Annotated in this window: 14 protein-coding genes; 6 read left to right on the top strand and 8 right to left on the bottom strand. The window is 71.9% G+C overall.

Annotated elements, in window-relative coordinates; genetic code table 11:
• Positions 1-20 precede the first annotated feature (20 nt).
• The 4 genes from KI385_RS08915 (at position 21) to KI385_RS08900 (ending at position 6,465) form a co-directional block, all read left to right on the top strand.
• Positions 21-1,382 carry a HoxN/HupN/NixA family nickel/cobalt transporter gene (locus KI385_RS08915; RefSeq protein WP_238571672.1) on the top strand — a complete coding sequence of 454 codons (1,362 nt, stop codon included), beginning with the start codon at positions 21-23 and terminating at the stop codon, positions 1,380-1,382.
• 469 nt (positions 1,383-1,851) lie between these two features.
• Entirely contained in the window at positions 1,852-2,652 is an 801-nt protein-coding gene (locus tag KI385_RS08910; protein WP_238577626.1) for an ABC transporter ATP-binding protein, read from the top strand.
• Positions 2,652-5,540, top strand: coding sequence for an ABC transporter permease (locus KI385_RS08905; protein WP_238571671.1), 2,889 nt, complete (start codon positions 2,652-2,654; stop codon positions 5,538-5,540). The genes KI385_RS08910 and KI385_RS08905 overlap by 1 nt, the downstream gene beginning before the upstream one ends.
• Entirely contained in the window at positions 5,479-6,465 is a 987-nt protein-coding gene (locus tag KI385_RS08900; protein WP_238571670.1) for a pentapeptide repeat-containing protein, read from the top strand. The genes KI385_RS08905 and KI385_RS08900 overlap by 62 nt, the downstream gene beginning before the upstream one ends.
• 24 nt (positions 6,466-6,489) lie before the next feature.
• On the opposite strand, the gene KI385_RS08895 is transcribed toward KI385_RS08900, so the two are convergent.
• From KI385_RS08895 to KI385_RS08885, 3 genes are all read right to left on the bottom strand, one after another.
• Complete coding sequence (locus KI385_RS08895; protein WP_425357065.1) at positions 6,490-7,785, bottom strand: IS701 family transposase; 1,296 nt, start codon at positions 7,783-7,785, stop codon at positions 6,490-6,492.
• Positions 7,786-7,867: 82 nt separating this feature from the next.
• On the bottom strand, positions 7,868-8,362 hold the full coding sequence (locus KI385_RS08890; RefSeq protein WP_238571669.1) for a GNAT family N-acetyltransferase: 495 nt from the start codon (positions 8,360-8,362) through the stop codon (positions 7,868-7,870).
• A 109-nt stretch (positions 8,363-8,471) separates the two neighbouring features.
• Positions 8,472-9,080 carry a TetR/AcrR family transcriptional regulator gene (locus KI385_RS08885; RefSeq protein WP_238571668.1) on the bottom strand — a complete coding sequence of 203 codons (609 nt, stop codon included), beginning with the start codon at positions 9,078-9,080 and terminating at the stop codon, positions 8,472-8,474.
• Between the two features lie 157 nt (positions 9,081-9,237).
• Between KI385_RS08885 and KI385_RS08880 the strand changes: the two genes are divergently transcribed.
• Together KI385_RS08880 and KI385_RS08875 are read left to right on the top strand one after the other, a co-directional pair.
• A complete protein-coding gene (locus KI385_RS08880) occupies positions 9,238-10,863 on the top strand; it encodes an APC family permease (protein ID WP_238571667.1) in 1,626 nt (541 codons plus the stop codon).
• Between the two features lie 100 nt (positions 10,864-10,963).
• On the top strand, positions 10,964-11,329 hold the full coding sequence (locus KI385_RS08875; protein WP_238571666.1) for a DUF6234 family protein: 366 nt from the start codon (positions 10,964-10,966) through the stop codon (positions 11,327-11,329).
• Between the two features lie 73 nt (positions 11,330-11,402).
• Here the strand turns inward: KI385_RS08875 and KI385_RS08870 are convergent, their stop codons facing one another.
• Genes KI385_RS08870 through KI385_RS08850 form a run of 5 tightly spaced genes read right to left on the bottom strand, consistent with a single transcriptional unit; the run spans position 11,403 to position 18,310 of the window.
• Positions 11,403-12,209, bottom strand: coding sequence for an SDR family oxidoreductase (locus tag KI385_RS08870; RefSeq protein ID WP_238571665.1), 807 nt, complete (start codon positions 12,207-12,209; stop codon positions 11,403-11,405).
• Entirely contained in the window at positions 12,206-14,290 is a 2,085-nt protein-coding gene (locus tag KI385_RS08865) for an acetate--CoA ligase family protein (RefSeq protein WP_238571664.1), read from the bottom strand. The genes KI385_RS08870 and KI385_RS08865 overlap by 4 nt, the downstream gene beginning before the upstream one ends.
• Positions 14,287-15,477: a Glu/Leu/Phe/Val dehydrogenase dimerization domain-containing protein gene (locus KI385_RS08860; protein WP_238571663.1), complete on the bottom strand. Its 1,191-nt coding sequence runs from the start codon at positions 15,475-15,477 to the stop codon at positions 14,287-14,289. Before KI385_RS08860 ends, KI385_RS08865 begins: the two co-directional genes overlap by 4 nt.
• Positions 15,474-17,156 carry a 5-guanidino-2-oxopentanoate decarboxylase gene (locus tag KI385_RS08855; RefSeq protein WP_238571662.1) on the bottom strand — a complete coding sequence of 561 codons (1,683 nt, stop codon included), beginning with the start codon at positions 17,154-17,156 and terminating at the stop codon, positions 15,474-15,476. The genes KI385_RS08860 and KI385_RS08855 overlap by 4 nt, the downstream gene beginning before the upstream one ends.
• A complete protein-coding gene (locus KI385_RS08850) occupies positions 17,153-18,310 on the bottom strand; it encodes an acyl-CoA dehydrogenase family protein (RefSeq protein WP_238571661.1) in 1,158 nt (385 codons plus the stop codon). Before KI385_RS08850 ends, KI385_RS08855 begins: the two co-directional genes overlap by 4 nt.
• Positions 18,311-18,431: the final 121 nt, after the last annotated feature.

Genomic DNA, 18,431 nt, shown 5'->3' with positions numbered 1-18,431 from the left:
CTCCTGATCGGAACACCACTGTGCACACCCTCAGCCACGTCTGCTCCAAGGCGGTCCGCCCCGTCCTCGTCGGCGTACTCACGACGCTGGTGCTGCTCGGTCTCGCGGGCACGGCGGACGCACACCCCTTCGGTACGCCGCCCGCCGCCCGGATCAAGGCCCACGGCAAGACGGTCGAGGTCATCTGGTCGGCCGCGAAGGACGACCTGGCCGTACTCCGCAAGGAGGCCCACGCTGCCGACGCGTCCGAAGCGCGATACCTCGGCTCGCACATCCGGCTGAGCCAGGACGGCCGACCCTGCCCACTGCATCACGCAGACACCACGCACCTCGTCCAGGACGGCGCCCGCCTCCGCTACCTCTGTCCCCGACAGGTGACCACGGTCGCCGTGACCATCACCGCACTCAACGACGTCGACCCGAAATACCGCACCATCTCCGTCACACCGTCGGGCAGCGGCGGTCTGCACACGGCCGGGGAGCCGACCCGTACGCTCACGCTCGGCCCGTCCGGCAGTGGCAACTCCGGTGCGGCGGCCGGGCCGCAGGGGCCGTTCAGCGTCTGGACGACAGACCTGTCCGGACTGCTCGCACACCGCGCCGTACTGCCCCTGGCACTCCTCGTCGCGGCGGCGGTGGGAGCCTTCCACGCCTGCGCCCCCGGACACGGGAAAACGCTCGCAGCCGGCTTCCTCATAGGCGGCCGGGGGAGAGCACGGGACGCGGTATGGCTGGGCGTCATCGTCGCCGTGATGCACACCGCATCCGTCGCCGCCCTCGCCCTCGCATGGTGGCTCGCCGCGGACAACGCCCCGGACATCGCAGCACTGACCGGCTGGCTACAACTGATCGCCGCGCTGGTCGTGGTCGGGGTCGGGCTCGGGCTGCTACGACGACACCTGAGCAACCAACGGCATACGCACGGCCACGGCCACGGCCACAGTGAGAGCCACAGCCACAGCCACAGCCACGGTCACCACCACAGTCACGGCCACGATCACAGCCACTCCCACCCCCACCCCCACGCCCACCCTCTTCCCGGCACATCCCTGCTCACCTGGCGCGGCATCGCACTCCTCGGCACGTCCGGCGGACTGCTGCCCTCCCCCTCGGCGTTCCTCGTCCTCCTCAGCGGACTGCTCACGGGCCGGGTGGGCGCCGCGGTGCTGATGGTGGCGGCGTTCGGACTCGGGATGGCGCTGACCCTGACCGGCGTCGGCCTCGTCGTGCTCCGGGGACGCGACGCGCTACTGACCCGCGCCGCCAACTCAGCGAAACTGCGCGCATGGACCGTACGAGCGCCGGTCATCGCCGCCTCGACCGTTGTGCTCGGCGGCGGCCTGGCCTCCGTACTCGCCCTCACACGCGTTCTGGCTTCCTAAGGGCTGTCCCGTAATCCCTGGTGGATCAGCGCACGGCGTCAGATGCACTGCGTTCTCCCCCACGCCTTAAGGGCGCAGGAGGGGCCCCCACCGCTCACTCCGTCTCGGCTCTTCATTCGCTGTACGGATGCCGAGCTGCATCGCAAGGCGGAGGGACGTCCGGATACTGGGCGTATCCGGACGTTCCGACAACGCGGCGTGGGGGCACCTCCCAGCGTTAGCTGGGGGAGTGCCGTAGCTGTCGTCGTGCGCCCGCCAGGGATTACGGGACAGCCCTTAGGCCAGCTGCTGCGGCCCGATGTGGGGGCATGGCGGTGACATCCCCGGCTACGGCACCCGCCCTGGGGATATCCCCACCCGACGAGCCGGGGGCTACCCCCACCTCGAAGAGCCCGGCTGACTCCATGGTCGGCACATAGCCCCCCACTTAGTGTCGACAAGGTAGTTGACCAGCGAAGAAAGGGACACGATGGCCTGGCGCCGCGACCGCATGGACTCCGAGCGGGATGGGGGTGGGCACCCTGCGATCGAGCTGCGCGCCGTCACGCGCGCTCATGGACGGGGCGCTTCGGCCGTCCGGGCGCTGAGCGGGGTGGACCTGGCGCTGGCCCGGGGCAGCTTCACCGCGGTGATGGGCCCGTCGGGGTCCGGGAAGAGCACGTTCTTGCAGTGTGCGGCCGGTCTGGACCGGCCGACCTCGGGGCAGGTGCTGCTCGGCGGGGAGGAGATCACTCAACTGAGCGAGAACCGGCTGACGAAGCTGCGGCGCTCGCGCATCGGGTTCGTCTTCCAGTCCTTCAACCTCCTGCCCTCCCTGACCGTGCTGCAGAACGTCCTGCTGCCACAGCGGCTCGCGGGTGAGCGGCAGGACCGGCGGCGGGCGCAGCAGCTGCTGGCCGAGGTCGGGCTCGCAGAGCACGGGAGCAGGCGTCCGGGGCAGTTGTCGGGCGGGCAGCAGCAGCGGGTGGCGATCGCCCGCGCGCTGATCACGCAGCCAGAGGTGGTGTTCGCGGACGAGCCGACCGGCGCCCTGGACACCCGGTCCGCCGGGGAGGTCCTGGGTCTGCTGCGCCGCGCGGTCGACGCGATGGGTGCCACGGTCGTCATGGTCACCCATGACCCGGTGGCCGCGTCCCACGCGGACCAGGTGCTCTTCCTGGCCGAAGGGGCGCTGGTGGGGAATTTGTGGCGCCCTGATCCGCAGTCGGTGAACGACCGGATGGTGGCACTGACCGCTGCGGCCGGCGGGTTCGCCCGGGTGGCGGCGTGATGAACGGTCTCGCGCGGGCGTCCGTACGCTTTCGTCCCGCGTCCTTCGTGGGCAGCTTCATCGCGCTGCTGCTGGGGGCGGCGATCATCACCGCCTGCGGGGCCCTGCTGCAGACCGGCATCACCGCGCACGTGCAGCCCGTGCGCTATGCGGAATCCCCGGTGGTGGTCTCCGGCGATCCCTACGCCCGGATCAGTTACCAGGGGGGCGAGGGAGCGGAGTCGAAAGAGCGTGCTCTGCCGGAACGCAGCCGTGTCGAGAGCGCGCTGACGGCACGGATCGCCGCCCGCCCCGGAGTGGCCGCGGCCGTGCCGGACCTGTCCTTCCCCGTACAGGCGGAGAAGAGGACAGGCGCACTGCCCGTGCTGACCGGACGGAACTTCTCGGCAGCCGCCCTCACCGCTCCCGGCTCCTCCGCTCGGGCCAAGGGACATGCACCCAGGGCCGGGGAGGTCGTGCTGGAGGAGGCCGCCGCACGCGCCGCCCACCTTGCGCCGGGCGACCGCGTCTCGCTGACCGCCCCGGGCGGAAGCGGGAACTACGTGATCTCCGGGCTGGCCTCCGCCCAGTCCGACGGCCCGAGTGTGTGGTTCGCGGACGGTGTGGCCGAGCGGCTCTCCGGGCACCCGGGGACGGTGGACGCCATCGCCGTCGAGCCGCGCGACGGCATCACCACCGCCGCCCTGGCCGGGCAGGTCCGCCAGGCAGTGGACGGCCGCGCCGAGGTCGCCACCGGTGATGCGCGCGGGGCCGTCGAGGAGCCCGCTCTGGCTGAAGGCAAGACCGTCCTGATCGGGCTGGGCGGCTCCTTCGGCGGCATCGCCGCGATGACCGCCATCTTCGTCGTCATCGGCACGATCGCTCTGGCCATCGGTCAGCGTGCCCGCGAATTCGCCATGCTGCGCGCGGTCGGCGCGACCCCCGGGCAGATCCGCCGCACCATCGCCACCGAGGCGGTGATCCTCGCACCCGCCGCTGCGGCCCTGGGGGTGCTGCCGGGCCTGGCGCTGGCCCGCTGGTGGTTCGGTGAACTCGTCGACCGCGGTGCGGTACCCGGGCAAGTGTCCCTGGACATCGGTGTGGTGCCGATGCTGGCCGCGGTGGGGACCAGCGTGCTGGCCGCGCTGACGGCCGGCTGGGTGGCCGCGCGCCGGCCCGCCAAGCTCCGCCCCAGCCAGGCGCTCGGGGAAGCGTCCGTGGAGCCCGCCCGGCCCGGCGTGACCCGGATCGTCATGGGCCTGGCCGCCCTCGCGGGCGGTGGTGCCCTGACCGGTCTCGCCGCCCGGCTCAACGGCAGCGACGCCGCCAACACCGCCCTCGGCGTGGTCATGTGCTTCCTGCTCGCCGTCGCCCTGCTGGGCCCCCTGCTGGCCCGCCTGTGCACGAGCGTCCTCGGCCTGCCCCTGCGGGCAAGCGCCGCCGGAGCCGCCGGCTCCTTGGCCGCCGACAACACCCGCGCCCAAGCACGCCGCCTGGCCTCCGCCATCACCCCGATCGTCATGGTCACCGCCTTCTGCGGAACGCTGATCTTCATACAGAGCACCATCCGCCACGCCTCCGCCCAGAACGTCGAGGTCGCAGCCGTCGCCGACCATGTGCTCGGCTCGACCGGCCCCGGCCTGCCCGCGGCCACCGCCGAACGAGCAGCCCGGGTACCGGGAGTGGAGTCCGCGACCGGAGTGCTGCGCACGGGGGCCGTCTACCGGTCCGGCGACGAGCTGTCCTCGACGACGGTCCTGGGCATCTCCGGTGACCCGGCCGAACTGCCCAAGGTGCTCGACCTCGGCGTGCGCAGCGGGTCATTGAGCGCACTCGGGTCCTCCAGGGACACGGTCGCGCTGGACACCTCGCTCGCCGAAGACCTCGGCGTGAAGACCGGCGACCGCGTCCCCCTGTGGCTGGGCGACGGCACCAAGGTCCGGCCCACCGTGGTCGCCACGTACGAACGCGGCCTCGGGGTGGGACAGGTACTGATGCCCCGCGCCGCCGTCGCCCAGCACGTGAGCGCCGCCCTGGACGGCCAGGTCCTGGTCTCCGCCGCCCCCGGCGCCGACCCCAAGACCGTGGCCCGGCAGCTGGCCGCGCTCTCCCCACAGGCCACCGTCACCGACGCGGCCGGATACGGCGTCCAAGCAGACCGGAATCAGGAGCTCAACTCCTGGGCCAACACCGTCATGGCCGCTGTCCTCGGCGGATTCGCCGCCATCGCGGCCGCCAACACCCTCGTGATGACCGTCCTCGACCGCCGCCGCGAAGTCGGCCTGCTCCGCCTCTCCGGCACCACCCACCGCCAGGTGCGCGGCATGATGCGCTGGGAAGCGCTCCTCGTCGCCGCATCCGGCCTCCTCCTCGGCAGCGCCATCGCCTGGACCACCCTTGTCCCCATCGCCCGCGGCCTCACCGGAGCCGCCCCTACATCCCCACCGGCACCGCACTGCAACTGGCCGCCGGAGCCGTCCTCCTCACCCTCGCCGCCACCGGCCTGCCCACCCGCGCACTGCTGCGCGCCCGACCGATCGAAGCCGGCACGGCACGGCAGTGACGCCACCCACAGGCACCGCGGCCGAGGAGAGAGGAACCGTGCGCGGCGCACCTCAAATCAAGCTCTGAACTTCCCCGCTGACGGCGGTCATCGTGTGACGCACGGACACCATGGCCGGCATGAGTGCGAAGACGAGGAAGCTGTGGTGGACGATCGGGGGCACCTTGGCGGCGGCCGCCTTTGTGGCGGCGCTGATCTGGGGGCCATGGCTGCTCGAAGGCCGACATGTCCGCGACGCTCGCCTCGCACCGTCCGCCGGGATCATCATCACCGGATTCCGCACCATGCTCGCCGCCCTGGCAGCCGGAGCCGTCGCCGCACTCGGTGTCCACTACACGCACCGTAGCCACAAGCTGTCGCAGCGCCAGTTCGAGCAGACGCAGGATCAGTTCAAGCTCGCCCAGGACCAGTTCGCGCATACCCAAACCAAGGACCGGCAGCAGGCGGAGCAGACTCGCGAAGGCCAAGTAACCGAACGCTACGTTGAAGCCATCAAGCTTCTGGGATCCTCCAATGCCACCGAGCGCCTCGGCGGAATCTACTCTCTTGAGCGCATTATGCGTGACTCCGCGAAAGACCATGACACGGTGGTTGAGGTGCTCTCTTCCTTCGTCCGCTTGCACGCGCCTGCCCCGTTGAAGAGCACTTGCGAGGAGCTCGACTCGAAACCTCGGGTTGATGAGCATGTCCAGGCTGCGATTACGGTACTCGGGCGTCGCCCGGTTCGGGACGAGGGCGAACGCAGAATAGATCTGCGGCGAACGGATCTACGCGGCGCCGACATGGAAATGCTTCGCTTCGACCGGGCCCTCCTCGACAATGCCTTCCTTGACCGGGCGAGTTTGGAGGGCGCCAGCTTCTGCGAGGCGCGGCTGCACCATGCCAGCATCCGCGGCGCGCTGCTCTGCAGCATCGATTTCACTCGCGCCGGCATGACGGGGGTGCGGCTGAACGGTTCCCGCTTATGGAATTCCGATTTCTCGAGCGCCATGTTGGTCATGGCCGATCTCACAGATGCGGACCTCACGGACGCGGAATTCGGCGGAGCGAATATGGATCGGGCACTCCTTGAGTGTGCCGTTCTGTTCGATGTTTTCGAGGACCGTGATGCGCGATTCGTATACCAGGTGGACGGTCTGCAAGTGAGTCAGATTGCGGAAGCTCTCGTCTACGAGACGACTCGGCTCCCGCCCGAATTCGCAGGGGATCCTCGTATCAAGGCGCGCATCGTGGAATGCGAGGCCGAGCGCGCCGAACGGGTTCGTTCCTAATACTCCAGCCGTAGATCGTGATCTTCATGTCTGATTCGCGGCTGGTCGTCGGTAATGGCCGGCTTGGGCTCGGGCCTGGTGGCGGCGTCGCCAGGCGGACCAGGCGAGCCGGTGGGCTACCTCGCGCACGGGCCGGACGACCAAGGTGATGAACAGTCGCTGGATCTCGTTGCAGGTGAGCGGGGTAAGCCCGTCAGGTGCGGGGCGCCGGGCGTGTTCGTCGGCGCGGACAACGGCGAGGAAGGCGTGAGTGAGCATGGCCAGGGTGACCCAGCGGGACCAGGAGGTGTAGCGGCGGACTTGGTGCTCGTCGAGTCCGGCCAGGCCCTTTCCGGACCGGAAGGTCTCCTCCACCCGCCACCTTGATCCAGCGACGCGGACCAGGGTGTTCAGGGGCGCCGGGTCGGGTGAGAAGCAGCGGTAGTAGGCGAGTTCACCGGTGGTGCGGTTGCGGCGGATCAGCAGCTGGCGGCTGCCAGGGCGGGGTTCGGCCAGATCGATGACCGCCCAGTCGTAGAAGCGGTGCCCCTTGGCACCGGCCCCGGCCGACAGCTTCTGCCAGGCCCGCTTGGGCACCTTCGCGGCCAGGGCATCCGCGTGGAACTTCCCCGCGCCAGTGGTGAGTTCATGTGAGCAGGCGACGGCGAGCACGTAGCCGACCTGGCGCTCTTCCGGCGCGGAGCGCAGCTTCGGGTTGCCGCCGTAGACCTCGTCCGCCGCGACCCGGCCGGCGCGGTGCCCGGCATCGAGGAACTGGCCGATCATGCGGTCGGCCGGCTCCGGCTTGGTCGCGAAGACGGTGTCCTCGTCCAGGCCCGCGGCTCGGCAGCGATCTGGGTCGCGCGTCCAGGAGCGCGGGATGTACAGCTCCCGGTCCACCGCCGCGTGCCCGCGCAGTCCCGCGTAGACGAGGTAGACAGCGACTTGCGCGTTTTCGATCCTCCCGGCGGTGTCGGTGTACTGGCGCTGGACACCGACGGTGTGCGTGCCCTTCTTCACGTCCCCGGTCTCGTCGACCACCAGCACTGCACCCTCGTCGTGCAGATGCTCCAGGACGTACTCGCGCACGTCATCGCGCGCGGCGCCGGCATCCCATCGGGCCCGGCCGAGCAGGTGCTGCATGCCGTCCGGGGTGGCCTCTCCGGCCCATTCGCCGATGCTCCAGCAGTTTTTGCGTGGCAGGTCCGACGGCAGCCCCAGCACCAGATCCCGTACCCGACGCCGGGGTTCAACCCGGGCGAACCGGCCGGCTATCCGGCTCACCAGGCCCTCGAACGCTTCCTGCCGGTGAGCAGGGTCTACGCTGTGACCTGCGGCCACCGCAAGATCGTTAGTCTTCACACACCGATGATCAGCGGTGGCCGCAGCCTTCCCGCAGCCGACCCACGAGCAAGATCAAGGTCTACGGCTGGAGGTCGCGCTGGTACCAAGTGCCTGACTTGCCGCCAAGATCGGCCGGGGTGGCAGGGCCAACCGGGACGAACCCGGCCTTGGCCAAGACTTTCTGGGACGCGGCGTTGTCGTGGGAGGTGGCCGCCCGCAGTGTGCGCAGCCCGTGTCGCGCGGTCGAAATCCGGCACAGCTCCCGGACGGTCGCGGTCGCCACGCCGCGGCCGGCGACCCGCTCCGCGACCCGGTAGCCGAGTCTGGCAGTACCGTCCTCCAAGTCGTACAGGTTGAACCTGCCGAGTACCGAGCCGTCCTCGGCGACGAGCACGTAGAAGGCGCAGCTGCCGGCCTCCTGCTCGGCCAGCGAGGCGTTGTACCGGTCGGCGAACTGGTCGAAGAAGTCATCGCCGCGGTCGGAGATCGAGGCAGCGAAGTAGGTGCGGTTCGCCAGCTCGAAGGCCAGGACCGCCGGGGCGTGGCCGGCATGCAGCCGCTTCAGCTCGGGCATCGCCCGACTCTACCCAGATCGTGCGCTGAGGCCACCTGAGTTTCCGCCGGCGGCGGACAGCCCCAAGACCAGGGCACATAACGATCTACGGCTGGAGTACTAAGGGCCGTCAGCCGTCCTGCTCGGCATCGAGGCCGAGTTCGCGGGTGAGGGCGTCCTCGACCCAGGTCTGCATGGTGCGGCGGGGCAGCGCACCCGCGTAAGTGATCGTCTGTACCGCGAATCCGTCGAGCAGCGCGGTCAGCCGCCATGCCGCGCCCTCCGGGTCGGCGCAGTCGAATTCGCCCGCGGCCGCGCCCTGTGCGATGACCTCGGCGAGCGCCGCTTTCCACTGCCGGTCGAGGTCCTGGGCCACCTTGCGCAGTACGGGCTCCCGCAGCGAGGCGGCCCAGCCCTCGATCCACAGCTTCCAGCCCTTGGCCTGCCCGGTGGGGGAGTACCAGCGCAGTGCGGCGCGCAGCCGGCGCAGCGCGCTGCCGCGCCGGCCCAGAATCGACTGGAGATGGGCCAGGTCGGCCTCCGCCGCGTACTGGAAGGCCGCCGCGACCAGCTTTTCCTTGGTCGCGAAGTGGTAGAGCACCAGCGCGTTGCTCACCTTGAGTTCGGCGGCGACATCGGATACGCGCAGGGCCGCCACACCGCGCCGCTCGATCTGTCCGACGGCGGCGCGCAGCAGTTCCTCGCGCCGCTCCTCCACGCTCAACCGTACCCTCGCCACTCCGTCACCCTACTCAGAGCCGGTCGCCAGGGCCGAGGCACCGTCGCCGGAACCCGCCGGCGAAACCTGGTGACGACCTCTTGACCGGGCCGTGCGGCGCCCCGCACAGTCTGCTCTTACTAACTGTTCGTTCAGTCAGTTTACGGAGGTCGAGCCCGTGACCCCAGCACCACCGTCCCCAGGAACCAACGCCCCCGACCTGTCCGCGGGATGGCGCGAACAGCGCTCCCGGCTCCGTAAGGAGCTGCGCAGACTCGATGTCTTCTTCTTCCTGATCTGCACCCTGGTCGGACTGGACACCATCGGCTCGGTGGCCGCCGCCGGGCCGCAGGGGCTGACCTGGATGGCGGTCCTGGCGCTGGTCTTCTTCCTCCCCTACGGGCTGCTCGTCGCCGAACTCGGCTCGACCTTTCCCGTCCAGGGCGGGCCGTACGTCTGGACCCGGCTCGCCTTCGGACGGCTGACCGCCGGCATCAACCAGGTCCTGTACTGGCTCTCCAACCCCGTGTGGCTCGGCGGCAGCCTCTGCATCATCGCCCTGACCACCTGGGAGCAGTTCTTCACCCCGCTGCCGGGCCTGTGGAAGTACGCCGCCGGGCTGGTGTTCATCTGGGCGGGAGCGCTGGCCGTCGTGCAGTCCGTACGGGTCGGCAAGTGGGTGCCCATCGCCGGCGCCGTCGCCCGGATCGTGCTGCTCGGCGTCTTCCTCGTCTCCGTCGTCGTCTACGCCGGCCGGCACGGGGTGCACGCCCTGCCGGCCGGTGAGTTCGCCCCCACCTACGCCGGGTTCCTCGCCCTCGTACCGGTCCTGATCTTCAACTACGTCGGATTCGAACTCCCCAGCACCGCCGCCGAGGAGATGACCAACCCCAAGCGCGACATCCCGCTGTCCATCCTCCGCTCCGGGCTGGCCTCGCTGCTGCTCTACGGAGGCCCGATCCTCGGCATCCTGTTCGTCCTTCCCGCCGAGCGGATCGGCAGCCTCGGCGGCTTCATCGACGCCTGCAAGGCGGTGTTCACCGTCTACGGTGGCCATATCGCGGCCGACGGCACGGTCACGCTCACCGGCTTCGGCGCCGTCCTCGGCAGCATCGCCGCGGCGGGCCTGATCATCGGGCTGCTCACCAGCGGCGTCACCTGGGCGATGGGCGCGCACCGGGCCCAGGCCGTGGCGTGCGCGGACGGCGCGGGCCCGGCCTGGCTGGGCACGTTCTCCGAGCGCCACGGCACGCCGGTCCGGGTCAATCTGCTCTCCGCGGTACTCGCCTCCGTACTGCTGATCGTCGCGCTCCAACTGACCGACGGCGACGGGGAGAAGTACTTCGCGGCCGGCCTCGGGCTGACCATCAGCACCACCTTCATCTCCTACGTCGTCACCTTCCCGAGCCTGCTGGTGCTGCGCCGCAAGTACCCGGACACCCCGCGGCCGTACCGTGTGCCGGGCGGCCGGGCCGGTGCCCGGCTGATCACCTTCCTCGCGACCGGACTTGTCGCCTTCACCGTCGTGGTGCTGATCTGGCCCGGATTCGGCGTCGGCTGGTTCGGCACCGGTGGCTCGGCCGCCGACTCGCTGCCCGAGGCCTTCGCCGGCCAGCGGCTGCAGTACACCCTCAGCCAGGTCGTACCGCTGCTGCTCTTCCTCGTGGTGGGCCTCTGCTTCGCCCTGCTCGGGGCGCCGGCCCGGCGGCGGATGCGGGCGGGGGCCGCAGCGGGCGAACTGCCGGACGGCGAAGGGCGGCAGGCTTCCCCGACGGGCCGTGCGGTGCGTTCGACCGGGCGGTGACCCCGCGTCTGCGGGCGGCCGGCACCGACACACCACCGGGTACGGGGTCCTGAGTACAGATACTCAGGACCCCGTCCCGTTGCGGGGGGAAGCTGAGCGCATGACCACCGAACCCACACCGCGGACACCCCCGCACCACGGAGGGGAAAACGGGGAGCGCGGACGGGGGCCGGCCGCCGACTTCGGGCTGGCGGTCGGTCTGCTCGTGCTGGACGTGATCGTCGCGCTCGTCACGCTGCTCCCGGTGATGAACGAGGCCGGATATCACTTCTTCGACACCGCCGCGAACAGCGATTTCGACAGCACGAGCACGGTGCTCACGCTGATCATCCTGGGCGCTGTGGCCGGGCTGTCGGCGTGGCCACTGCTGCGCGGCCGGTTCTTCATCAGCGGGTGGCTGCAGATCCTGGCCGCCGGGGCCCTGTGGGGTTGGACGCTGCACGGCGCGGTGCGGGGCGGCGCGTGACGATCTGCCTCGACGACAGGGGACCGTGCGACCGCCCTGCTGAACCGACCCCGCTCGGACGTGGAACGGCAAACTAGGCCGTTGCCGTCGCGCCCCGCCCGTACACCTGCTTGCCGAGCCACTGGCCGCCGTCCACGGTCAGGCACTCGCCCGTCAGGTACGAGGCCCCCTCGCCGAGCAGGAAGAGCGCGGCGTCGGCGATCTCCCGGGGTGCGGCGAACCGGCCGGCCGGGACGCTGTCCAGGACCTCCTTACGGGCCTGGGGCGTCGCCCACAGGGCCGCGCCCGCGCCCTCGGTCTCCGTCGGGCCGGGGGCGAGGCAGTTCAACCGGATGCCCAGCGGGGCGAGTTCGACCGCCAGGGTCCGGGTCATGGCCAGCACGCCGGCCTTGGCCGCCGCGGAGTGCACCGTGCCGGGGTGGCCGTGCCAGGCGTAGGTCGCGATCACCGACAGGATCGATCCCGGCGTGCCCTGCTCGCGGAGTCTGCGGGCGACGGCCCGGGTGCAGTGGAAGGACCCGTTGAGGACGATGTCGACGACGGCGCGCCAGCCGTTGGGGCTCAGATCGATACCGGACGCGACGAAGTTCCCCGCGGCGTTGTTGACCAGCCCGTCCACCGCGCCGAAGCGCTCCACGGAGCGGGTGACCAGCGCGTCGACGGCCGCCGGGTCGCGTACGTCGGTGGGTACCGCGAGCGCCTGCGCGCCGTCCGCTTCCAGAAGGCGGACCGTCTCCGCGAGCCTGTCCGGGGTGCGCCCGGCGACGACGACCTGTGCCCCCGCCGCACCCAGGGCGAGCGCGATGGCGCGGCCGATGCCGCTGCCGCCGCCGGTCACGAGGTAGGTACGGCCGTCGAATCCGGGAGTGGCGGGGGTCATGAGTGGTGGCCTTTCGTGACGGGTGCGGACGGGACGGCGTGTGCGTCGAGGGCGAGGGCGCCACCCGGGTGGACGAGCAGCGGGTTGACTTCGATGTCGGTCAACTCGGGGTGATCGAGGGCCACTTGACCGAGGGCGACCAGGGCTGTGGCCGCGGCGTCCAGATCGACGGGCGGCGCGCCGCGCCAGCCGGTCAGCAGCGGGGCGCCGCGCAGCGAGAGCAGCAGCCGGCGGGCGCGGTCCACGGTGAGCGGCGCCAGGGCGAGCGCGGTATCGGCGAGCAGCTCTGCGGTCACCCCGCCCAGACCGGCCAGCACCACGGGGCCGAAGGCCGGGTCACGCCGTACCCCGGCGATCAGCTCGACCGCATGCGGCGGCGCCGCCATCGCCTCGACGGCGAAGGACGCGGCGCCGGTCGCCGCGCGTACGGCGGCGAACGCGGCGCGCAGCGCGGCCTCGTCCCGCAGGCCGAGCGCGACACCGCCCGCCTCCGTCTTGTGGGCCAGGCCCATGGCCTTGAGGACCACGGGATATCCGGTGCGGCGGGCGGCACGCGCGGCCTCGTCGGCGGTGCCGACGAACACCGCCGCGGGGAACTCCACCCCGTAGGAGCACAGCAGCGCGCGCATCGTTGCGTACGCACCGTCGGGCACGGGCGGGGCGGTGCGCCCGGCCGGTAGCGGCACCGGGGGCGGCTCGGGGGAACCCGCCCGCCAGCGGGCGGCGTTGGCGAGCGCCGTGGCCGTCTGCTCGATCCGTTCGTAGACCGGGATGCCGTGGTCGCGCAGCACGGCCAGGGCGGCGGTGTCACGGGCCATCGAATGCACCACGAGGGGCCGGCCGTGCGCCGTGACGAGGGCGGCGAGCGCGCCCGCGGTCGCGCACTCGTGGCGTTCCTGGGAGGGATTGGCCGTCGCATAATCGCCGAAGTAGCCGGTCAGCACGGCCGCATCGGCGTCACCGCTCGCGAGCAGGGTCTCGCTGATCCGTACGTAATTGGCGAGATCGGCCTCGCCGGCGCCGGCGAGATCGACCGGATTGCCGGCGTGGGAGCCGGGCGGCAGATGGTCCGCGACGGCCGCCGCGGTGGCGGGAGAGAGACTCGGTACGTCGAGGCCGCAGGCGGTCAGCGCGTCCGCGGCCAGGGCGCCCTGGCCGCCGCTGTCCCCGGCCACCGCCACCCGCCGCCCCCGTGGCAGCGCGGGCGCCAGCAACGCGACGGCCGTGTCGACGAGTTCACCCGCACCGTGCAGCAGCAGCGCGCCCGCGTCCCGGCACACCGCGGCCACCGTGGCATGCGCGCTGACCAGGGCGCCGGTGTGGGAGGCGGCGGCCCGTCCGGCGGCCTCGCTGCGGCCGGCGGTCAGCAGCAGCACCGGTTTTCCCGCGGCCCGCGCGGCGCCGAGCGTACGGGCCATCCGCCGCCCGTCCCGGAAGTCCTCCACATACGCCGCGATGACCCGGGTCGCCGGATGCGGGATCAGCGCTTCCAGGGCGTCGGCGGCATCGATGTCCGACTGGTTGCCCAGGGAGACGAAACGGGAGATGCCCTGGCCCGCACGGGCGAGCAGCCGCGCCGTCTCCAGCGCGAGATTGCCGCTCTGGGACACCATGCCCACCTCCCCGCGCGGGAAGTCGCCCCAGGTCAGCCGCAGATCGCTGCCGGTGTCGACGACGCCCATACAGTTGGGGCCGAGCAGCCGTCCCCCGTGCGCGGTGACCAGCGCCGCCAGCTCACGGTCCTCGGCCGCCGCACCGGCCCCCGAGGTGATGACGGTGAACCAGCGGGCCCCCGCGGCCACCCCGTCGACGACGACCTGACGGACGCCGGACGGTGGTACCGCGACAACGATGTGCTCGGGAGCGCCGGGCAGCGCGTCCAGACCGGGGAGGAAGGGCACGCCCTGGAGGCTGCCGCCGCGCCGGTTGACGAGATGGACACTGCGGCGGTGCCGGCCGGTCAGCGCCCCGGCGGCGAGCCAGTAGCCCCACTTCTCCGGGTTGTCGGACGCCCCGACGACCGCGACGCTGCGCGGGTCGAACAGCGGCTCCCAGGGGCCGCCGGCCGGCCGGCCGGTCACCGGTGGCTTCCGTAGCGTGCGGCGATCTCCGGCAACCGGTCGGTGACCAGCCCATGCGCGGCGGCCCGCGGAGTGCTGCCGTCGGCCGCGGCGCGCGCCAGCATCCGGTCGATCAGCGCCCGCATCGAGCGGCGTATATGCGCGAAGGCCTCGTCCGCGTCCGCGCCGATGTCGCCGAAGAGCGTCCACCACCACCAGGCGTTGGTACCGGAGTTGACGACCACGTCCGGCAGTACGGTGATCCCGCGGGCCGCGAGCAGCGCCTCGGCCTCCGGCACCACCGGCATATTGGCCGCCTCCACGATCCAACGGGCGGTGATCCGCGCCTGGTTGGCGGCGGTCACGCAGTACGACACCGCCGCCGGGACGAGCACCTCGGCGTCGGCGGACAGCCAGGCCTCCGGGGGCAGTTCGACATCACCGGTCCGCAGCGCCGTACGGTCCATCGCGCCGAACGCGTCCCGGCCGCGCAGCAGCGCCTCGACGTCCAGTCCGCCGGGGTTGGCGACGGTCCCCTTCACATCGGCCACGGCCACGATCCGCAGCCCCGCCCGCGCCAGGAACCGTGCGGTGGCGCCCCCCATCGTGCCCAGCCCCTGGAGAGCGACCCGGGTTCCGGCGTACGGGGTCCCGGCCCGGTCCAGCGTCGCCAGCACCGCCTCGGCGACCCCGCATCCGCCGGCCAGCTCGTCCAGCCCGATGCCGTCGACCTCGACGGCGAAGGCGTCGGCGAGCCGCTGCCGGGCCGCGCGCTCGTCGTCCAGCAGCGGATAGACGGCCTGGATGGAAGAGACCAGACCGGCCTCGGCGGCCGCCTTGTCGACCAGGTCCTGGGTCAGCCCCAGGTCCTCCCCGGTCGTCCAGAACTGCTCGATGTACGGGCGCATCGCCCGCAGATAGCGGGTCAGTACGCCATAGGCCTCCGGGGCGTGCGGATCGCAGTCGATGCCGCCCTTGGCGCCGCCGAGCGGGATATAGCGGGCGTCGGGGTCGTAGTGCAGCGCTTCCTTCATGGTCATCCCGCGGGCGAGCCCGGTGACCTCTTCGAGGGTGCAGCCCGCGCGCATCCGCAGCCCGCCGCTGGACACCCCGCGCACCAGCCGGTCGATGACGAGGTGGCCGAGGTGGCCGGTGACCTGGTCGGTCCAGGTCAGGGAGATCAGCGGGGCGGTGCCGTTCGCACTCACAGGTCGGTCTCCTCGGTGGGGTGGGCCGGTTCGCGGTGGTCCGCCGGCTCGGGGACGGTGATCACGGTGGGGCCCGGCACGGTCAGGGCGGTACGCAGGGCTTCGGCGAGCGCGCCGGGGGTGGTCGCGCGGGCGCCGTGTCCGCCGTACGCACGGGCCAGTGCGCCCAGGTCGAGCGGCGGATGGTCGACGGCCATGGGGGCGTCACCGCGGGCGGCCATCTCGTCGCGGATCTCCCCGTAGCCGCCGTTGTCGAAGACCACGACCGGCAGCGGCAGCGCCAGGTCGGCCGCGGTGGCCAGTTCCTGGACGGTGAACTGGAACCCGCCGTCCCCGCTGAGCGCGACGACCGGCCGCTCGGGGGCGCCCGCTTTGGCGCCGATGGCGGCGGGCAACGCATAGCCCAGGGTGCCGAATCCGGTGGGGTGGAGGTAGCGGCCGGGCGGGTCGACGGGCAGGTGCGGCAGCGCGCCGTAGTAGCAGCACTGCGCGCTGTCGGAGGTCAGCACGGTTCCGGGCGGGAGGACGGAGCGGATCGCGGCGAGGAACGGCAGCCGGCGCCCGTCGCGCCCGCCGGCCGTCCCGGCGTCGGCCTCGGCGCGCAGCGCGGCGGCGTCCACGGGGGCGGGGGCGGAGCCGGTGGTGGAGCCGTCCTCGTCCCGCACGCGGGGCAGTTCGTCCAACAGCGCCCGCAGCGTCTCCCGCGCCTCGCCGACCAGCGCAATGTCCGCGGGCAGCACCGCGTACATCTGCGCCGGGTCGATATCGACGCGGATCAGGGTGCCGGTGAGCGCGGGCGGGGCGGACCACAGGTCGGACTCGGCGAGTTCGGTGCCGACGGCGAGGACGGCGTCGCTGCCGGCCAGCCACTTCTGCACGGCGGCGGTGTGCAGCCGCACGCCGAGCGCGCGCGGATGGGACTCCGGGAAGGCCCCCTTGCCGTTCGCGGTCGTCGCCACCGCCGCGCCCAGCCGCTCGGCCAGGGCCAGCGCCTCGGCCCCCGCCCCGTGGGCGCCACCGCCGAGCACGAGAGCGGGACGGCGCGCCCGGCGCAGCGCCTCGGCCGCCTCCCGGAGCGCCTCCGGCCGTGGGCGGACCGGCAGATGAGGTGGCGCCACTCGGGGCGCACCCGCCGGTTCGGCGGCCGTCAGCAGATCGAGCGGTACCTCGATATGGACGGGGCGGGGCCGCTGCGTACAGAACAGTGTGAAGGCGCGGGCGACGGCCGCACCGATCTCCTCGACCGAGGAGACCCGATGGCTGAAGGCGGTGATATGCCGGAACGCCTCGGTCTGGCTGGGCATTTCGTGCAGCATCCCGGTGGCCAGCCGAGGGTGGCGCAGCGGCATACCGGGCGAGACGACCAGCAGCGGAACGCTGTCGGAGTACGCCTGGCCGACCGCGGCCGCGATGTTCAGCAGGGCGGGCCCGGTGGTGGTGATCGCGACTCCGGGGCAGCCGGTGGCACGGGCGTAGCCGTCGGCGGCATAGCCGGCGCCCTGCTCGTGGCGGGGCGCGAGGTGCCGGATGCCGTACGGCGCGAGATGGCGGTAGATCTCCAGGTTGTGGGTGCCGGGGATGCCGAAGGCGAGGTCGGTGCCATGGGCGGCCAGCGACCGGACGAGCGCCTCCCCGCCAGTGAGCACCGAGGAGCCCGGCCCGGTGCCGGTTCCCTTCACAGTCCCCGCCCGATGACGAGCCGCATGATGTCCGAGGTGCCTTCCTCGATCTCCTCCAGCCGGGCGTCGCGCATCCACTGCTCGACCGGGTACTCACGCGAGTACCCCCAGCCGCCGAGCGTCTGCACCGCGGCCCAGGTGCAGTAGGCGGCGGTCTCCGAGGCCGTCAGCTTCGCCATCGCGGCCTCGGTCGTCGCCTCCAGACCGGCGTCCAGCCGCTTGGCGGCGCGCCAGGTCATCAGCCGGGCCTGTTCCAGCCGCGTCCGCATGTCCGCGAGACGGAAGGCGACGGCCTGGTGCTCGATGATCGGCTTGCCGAACTGGGTGCGCGTACGGGCGTAGTCGACGGCGTACTCGTACGCGGCCCGGGCCACGCCCGTCGCGGCGGCGCCCAGCACCGTGCGGGAGATGTCGAAGGTCCGCATCAGACCGCGGAACCCCTGGCCTTCGTCGCCCAGACGCTGCTCGGCGGGCACAAAGGCGTCCTGGAAGAAGATCTCCCGGCAGACGATGGCGCGCTGGCCCATCTTGCGCATCGGCTCTCCGAAGGTGACGCCTTCGGTGTCCTTGCGGAGCAGAAACGCCGTCACGCCCCGGGAGCGCAGGGCGGGGTCGGTCTTGGCGAAGACGACGTACTGCTCGGCCTCGCCCGCGTTGGAGATCCAGGCCTTCTGGCCGCTCAGCAGATAGCCGCCGTCGACGGGGGTCGCGGTGGTGGTGATGCCGGCGGCGTCCGAGCCGGCCCCCGGCTCGGTGGTGGCGAGCGCGGTCATCGGGGTGCCGGGCCCGGCGAGCGGGGTGAGCCAGGTGTGCTGCTGCTCCTTGGAGCCGAGGGCGAGCACCGGGTCGGCGAAAAACCCGTTGGAGCAGAGCAGATTGCCGATGCCGAGGTCGCCGACGCACAGCTCCTCCTGGACCAGGACCTGGCTGAAGACATCGGTGAAGCCGCCGCCTCCGTACTCCTCGGGGAGCATGAATCCGGTGATGCCGACCTCGGCGGCGGAGCGCCACAGGTCCCACGGGGTGACGGTGTCCGCCTCGTCGACGGCGCGCGCCCGCGGGCGGATCTCGTCGCGGGCGAAGGCGCGGGCGAGGTCGACGATGTCGGACTGTTCGGGGGTGAGCGGGACCAGTTCGGTGGGGAGCGCTGACATGGTGCCTCCAGGCGGGCGGCGGCGCGGGAAATAACTGAACCGCGAGTCAGTATCTGGAGCGGTCGGCGGCCGTGTCAACGGATCTGTTGCTGAATTGTGGTTCAGTAATTGGCCGGCTGTC

This window comes from Streptomyces inhibens, from assembly GCF_022221585.1.
GTDB lineage: Bacteria > Actinomycetota > Actinomycetes > Streptomycetales > Streptomycetaceae > Streptomyces > Streptomyces inhibens.
Note: the sequence above shows the minus strand (reverse complement) of the source record. Positions and strands in the feature narration are given on the sequence as shown.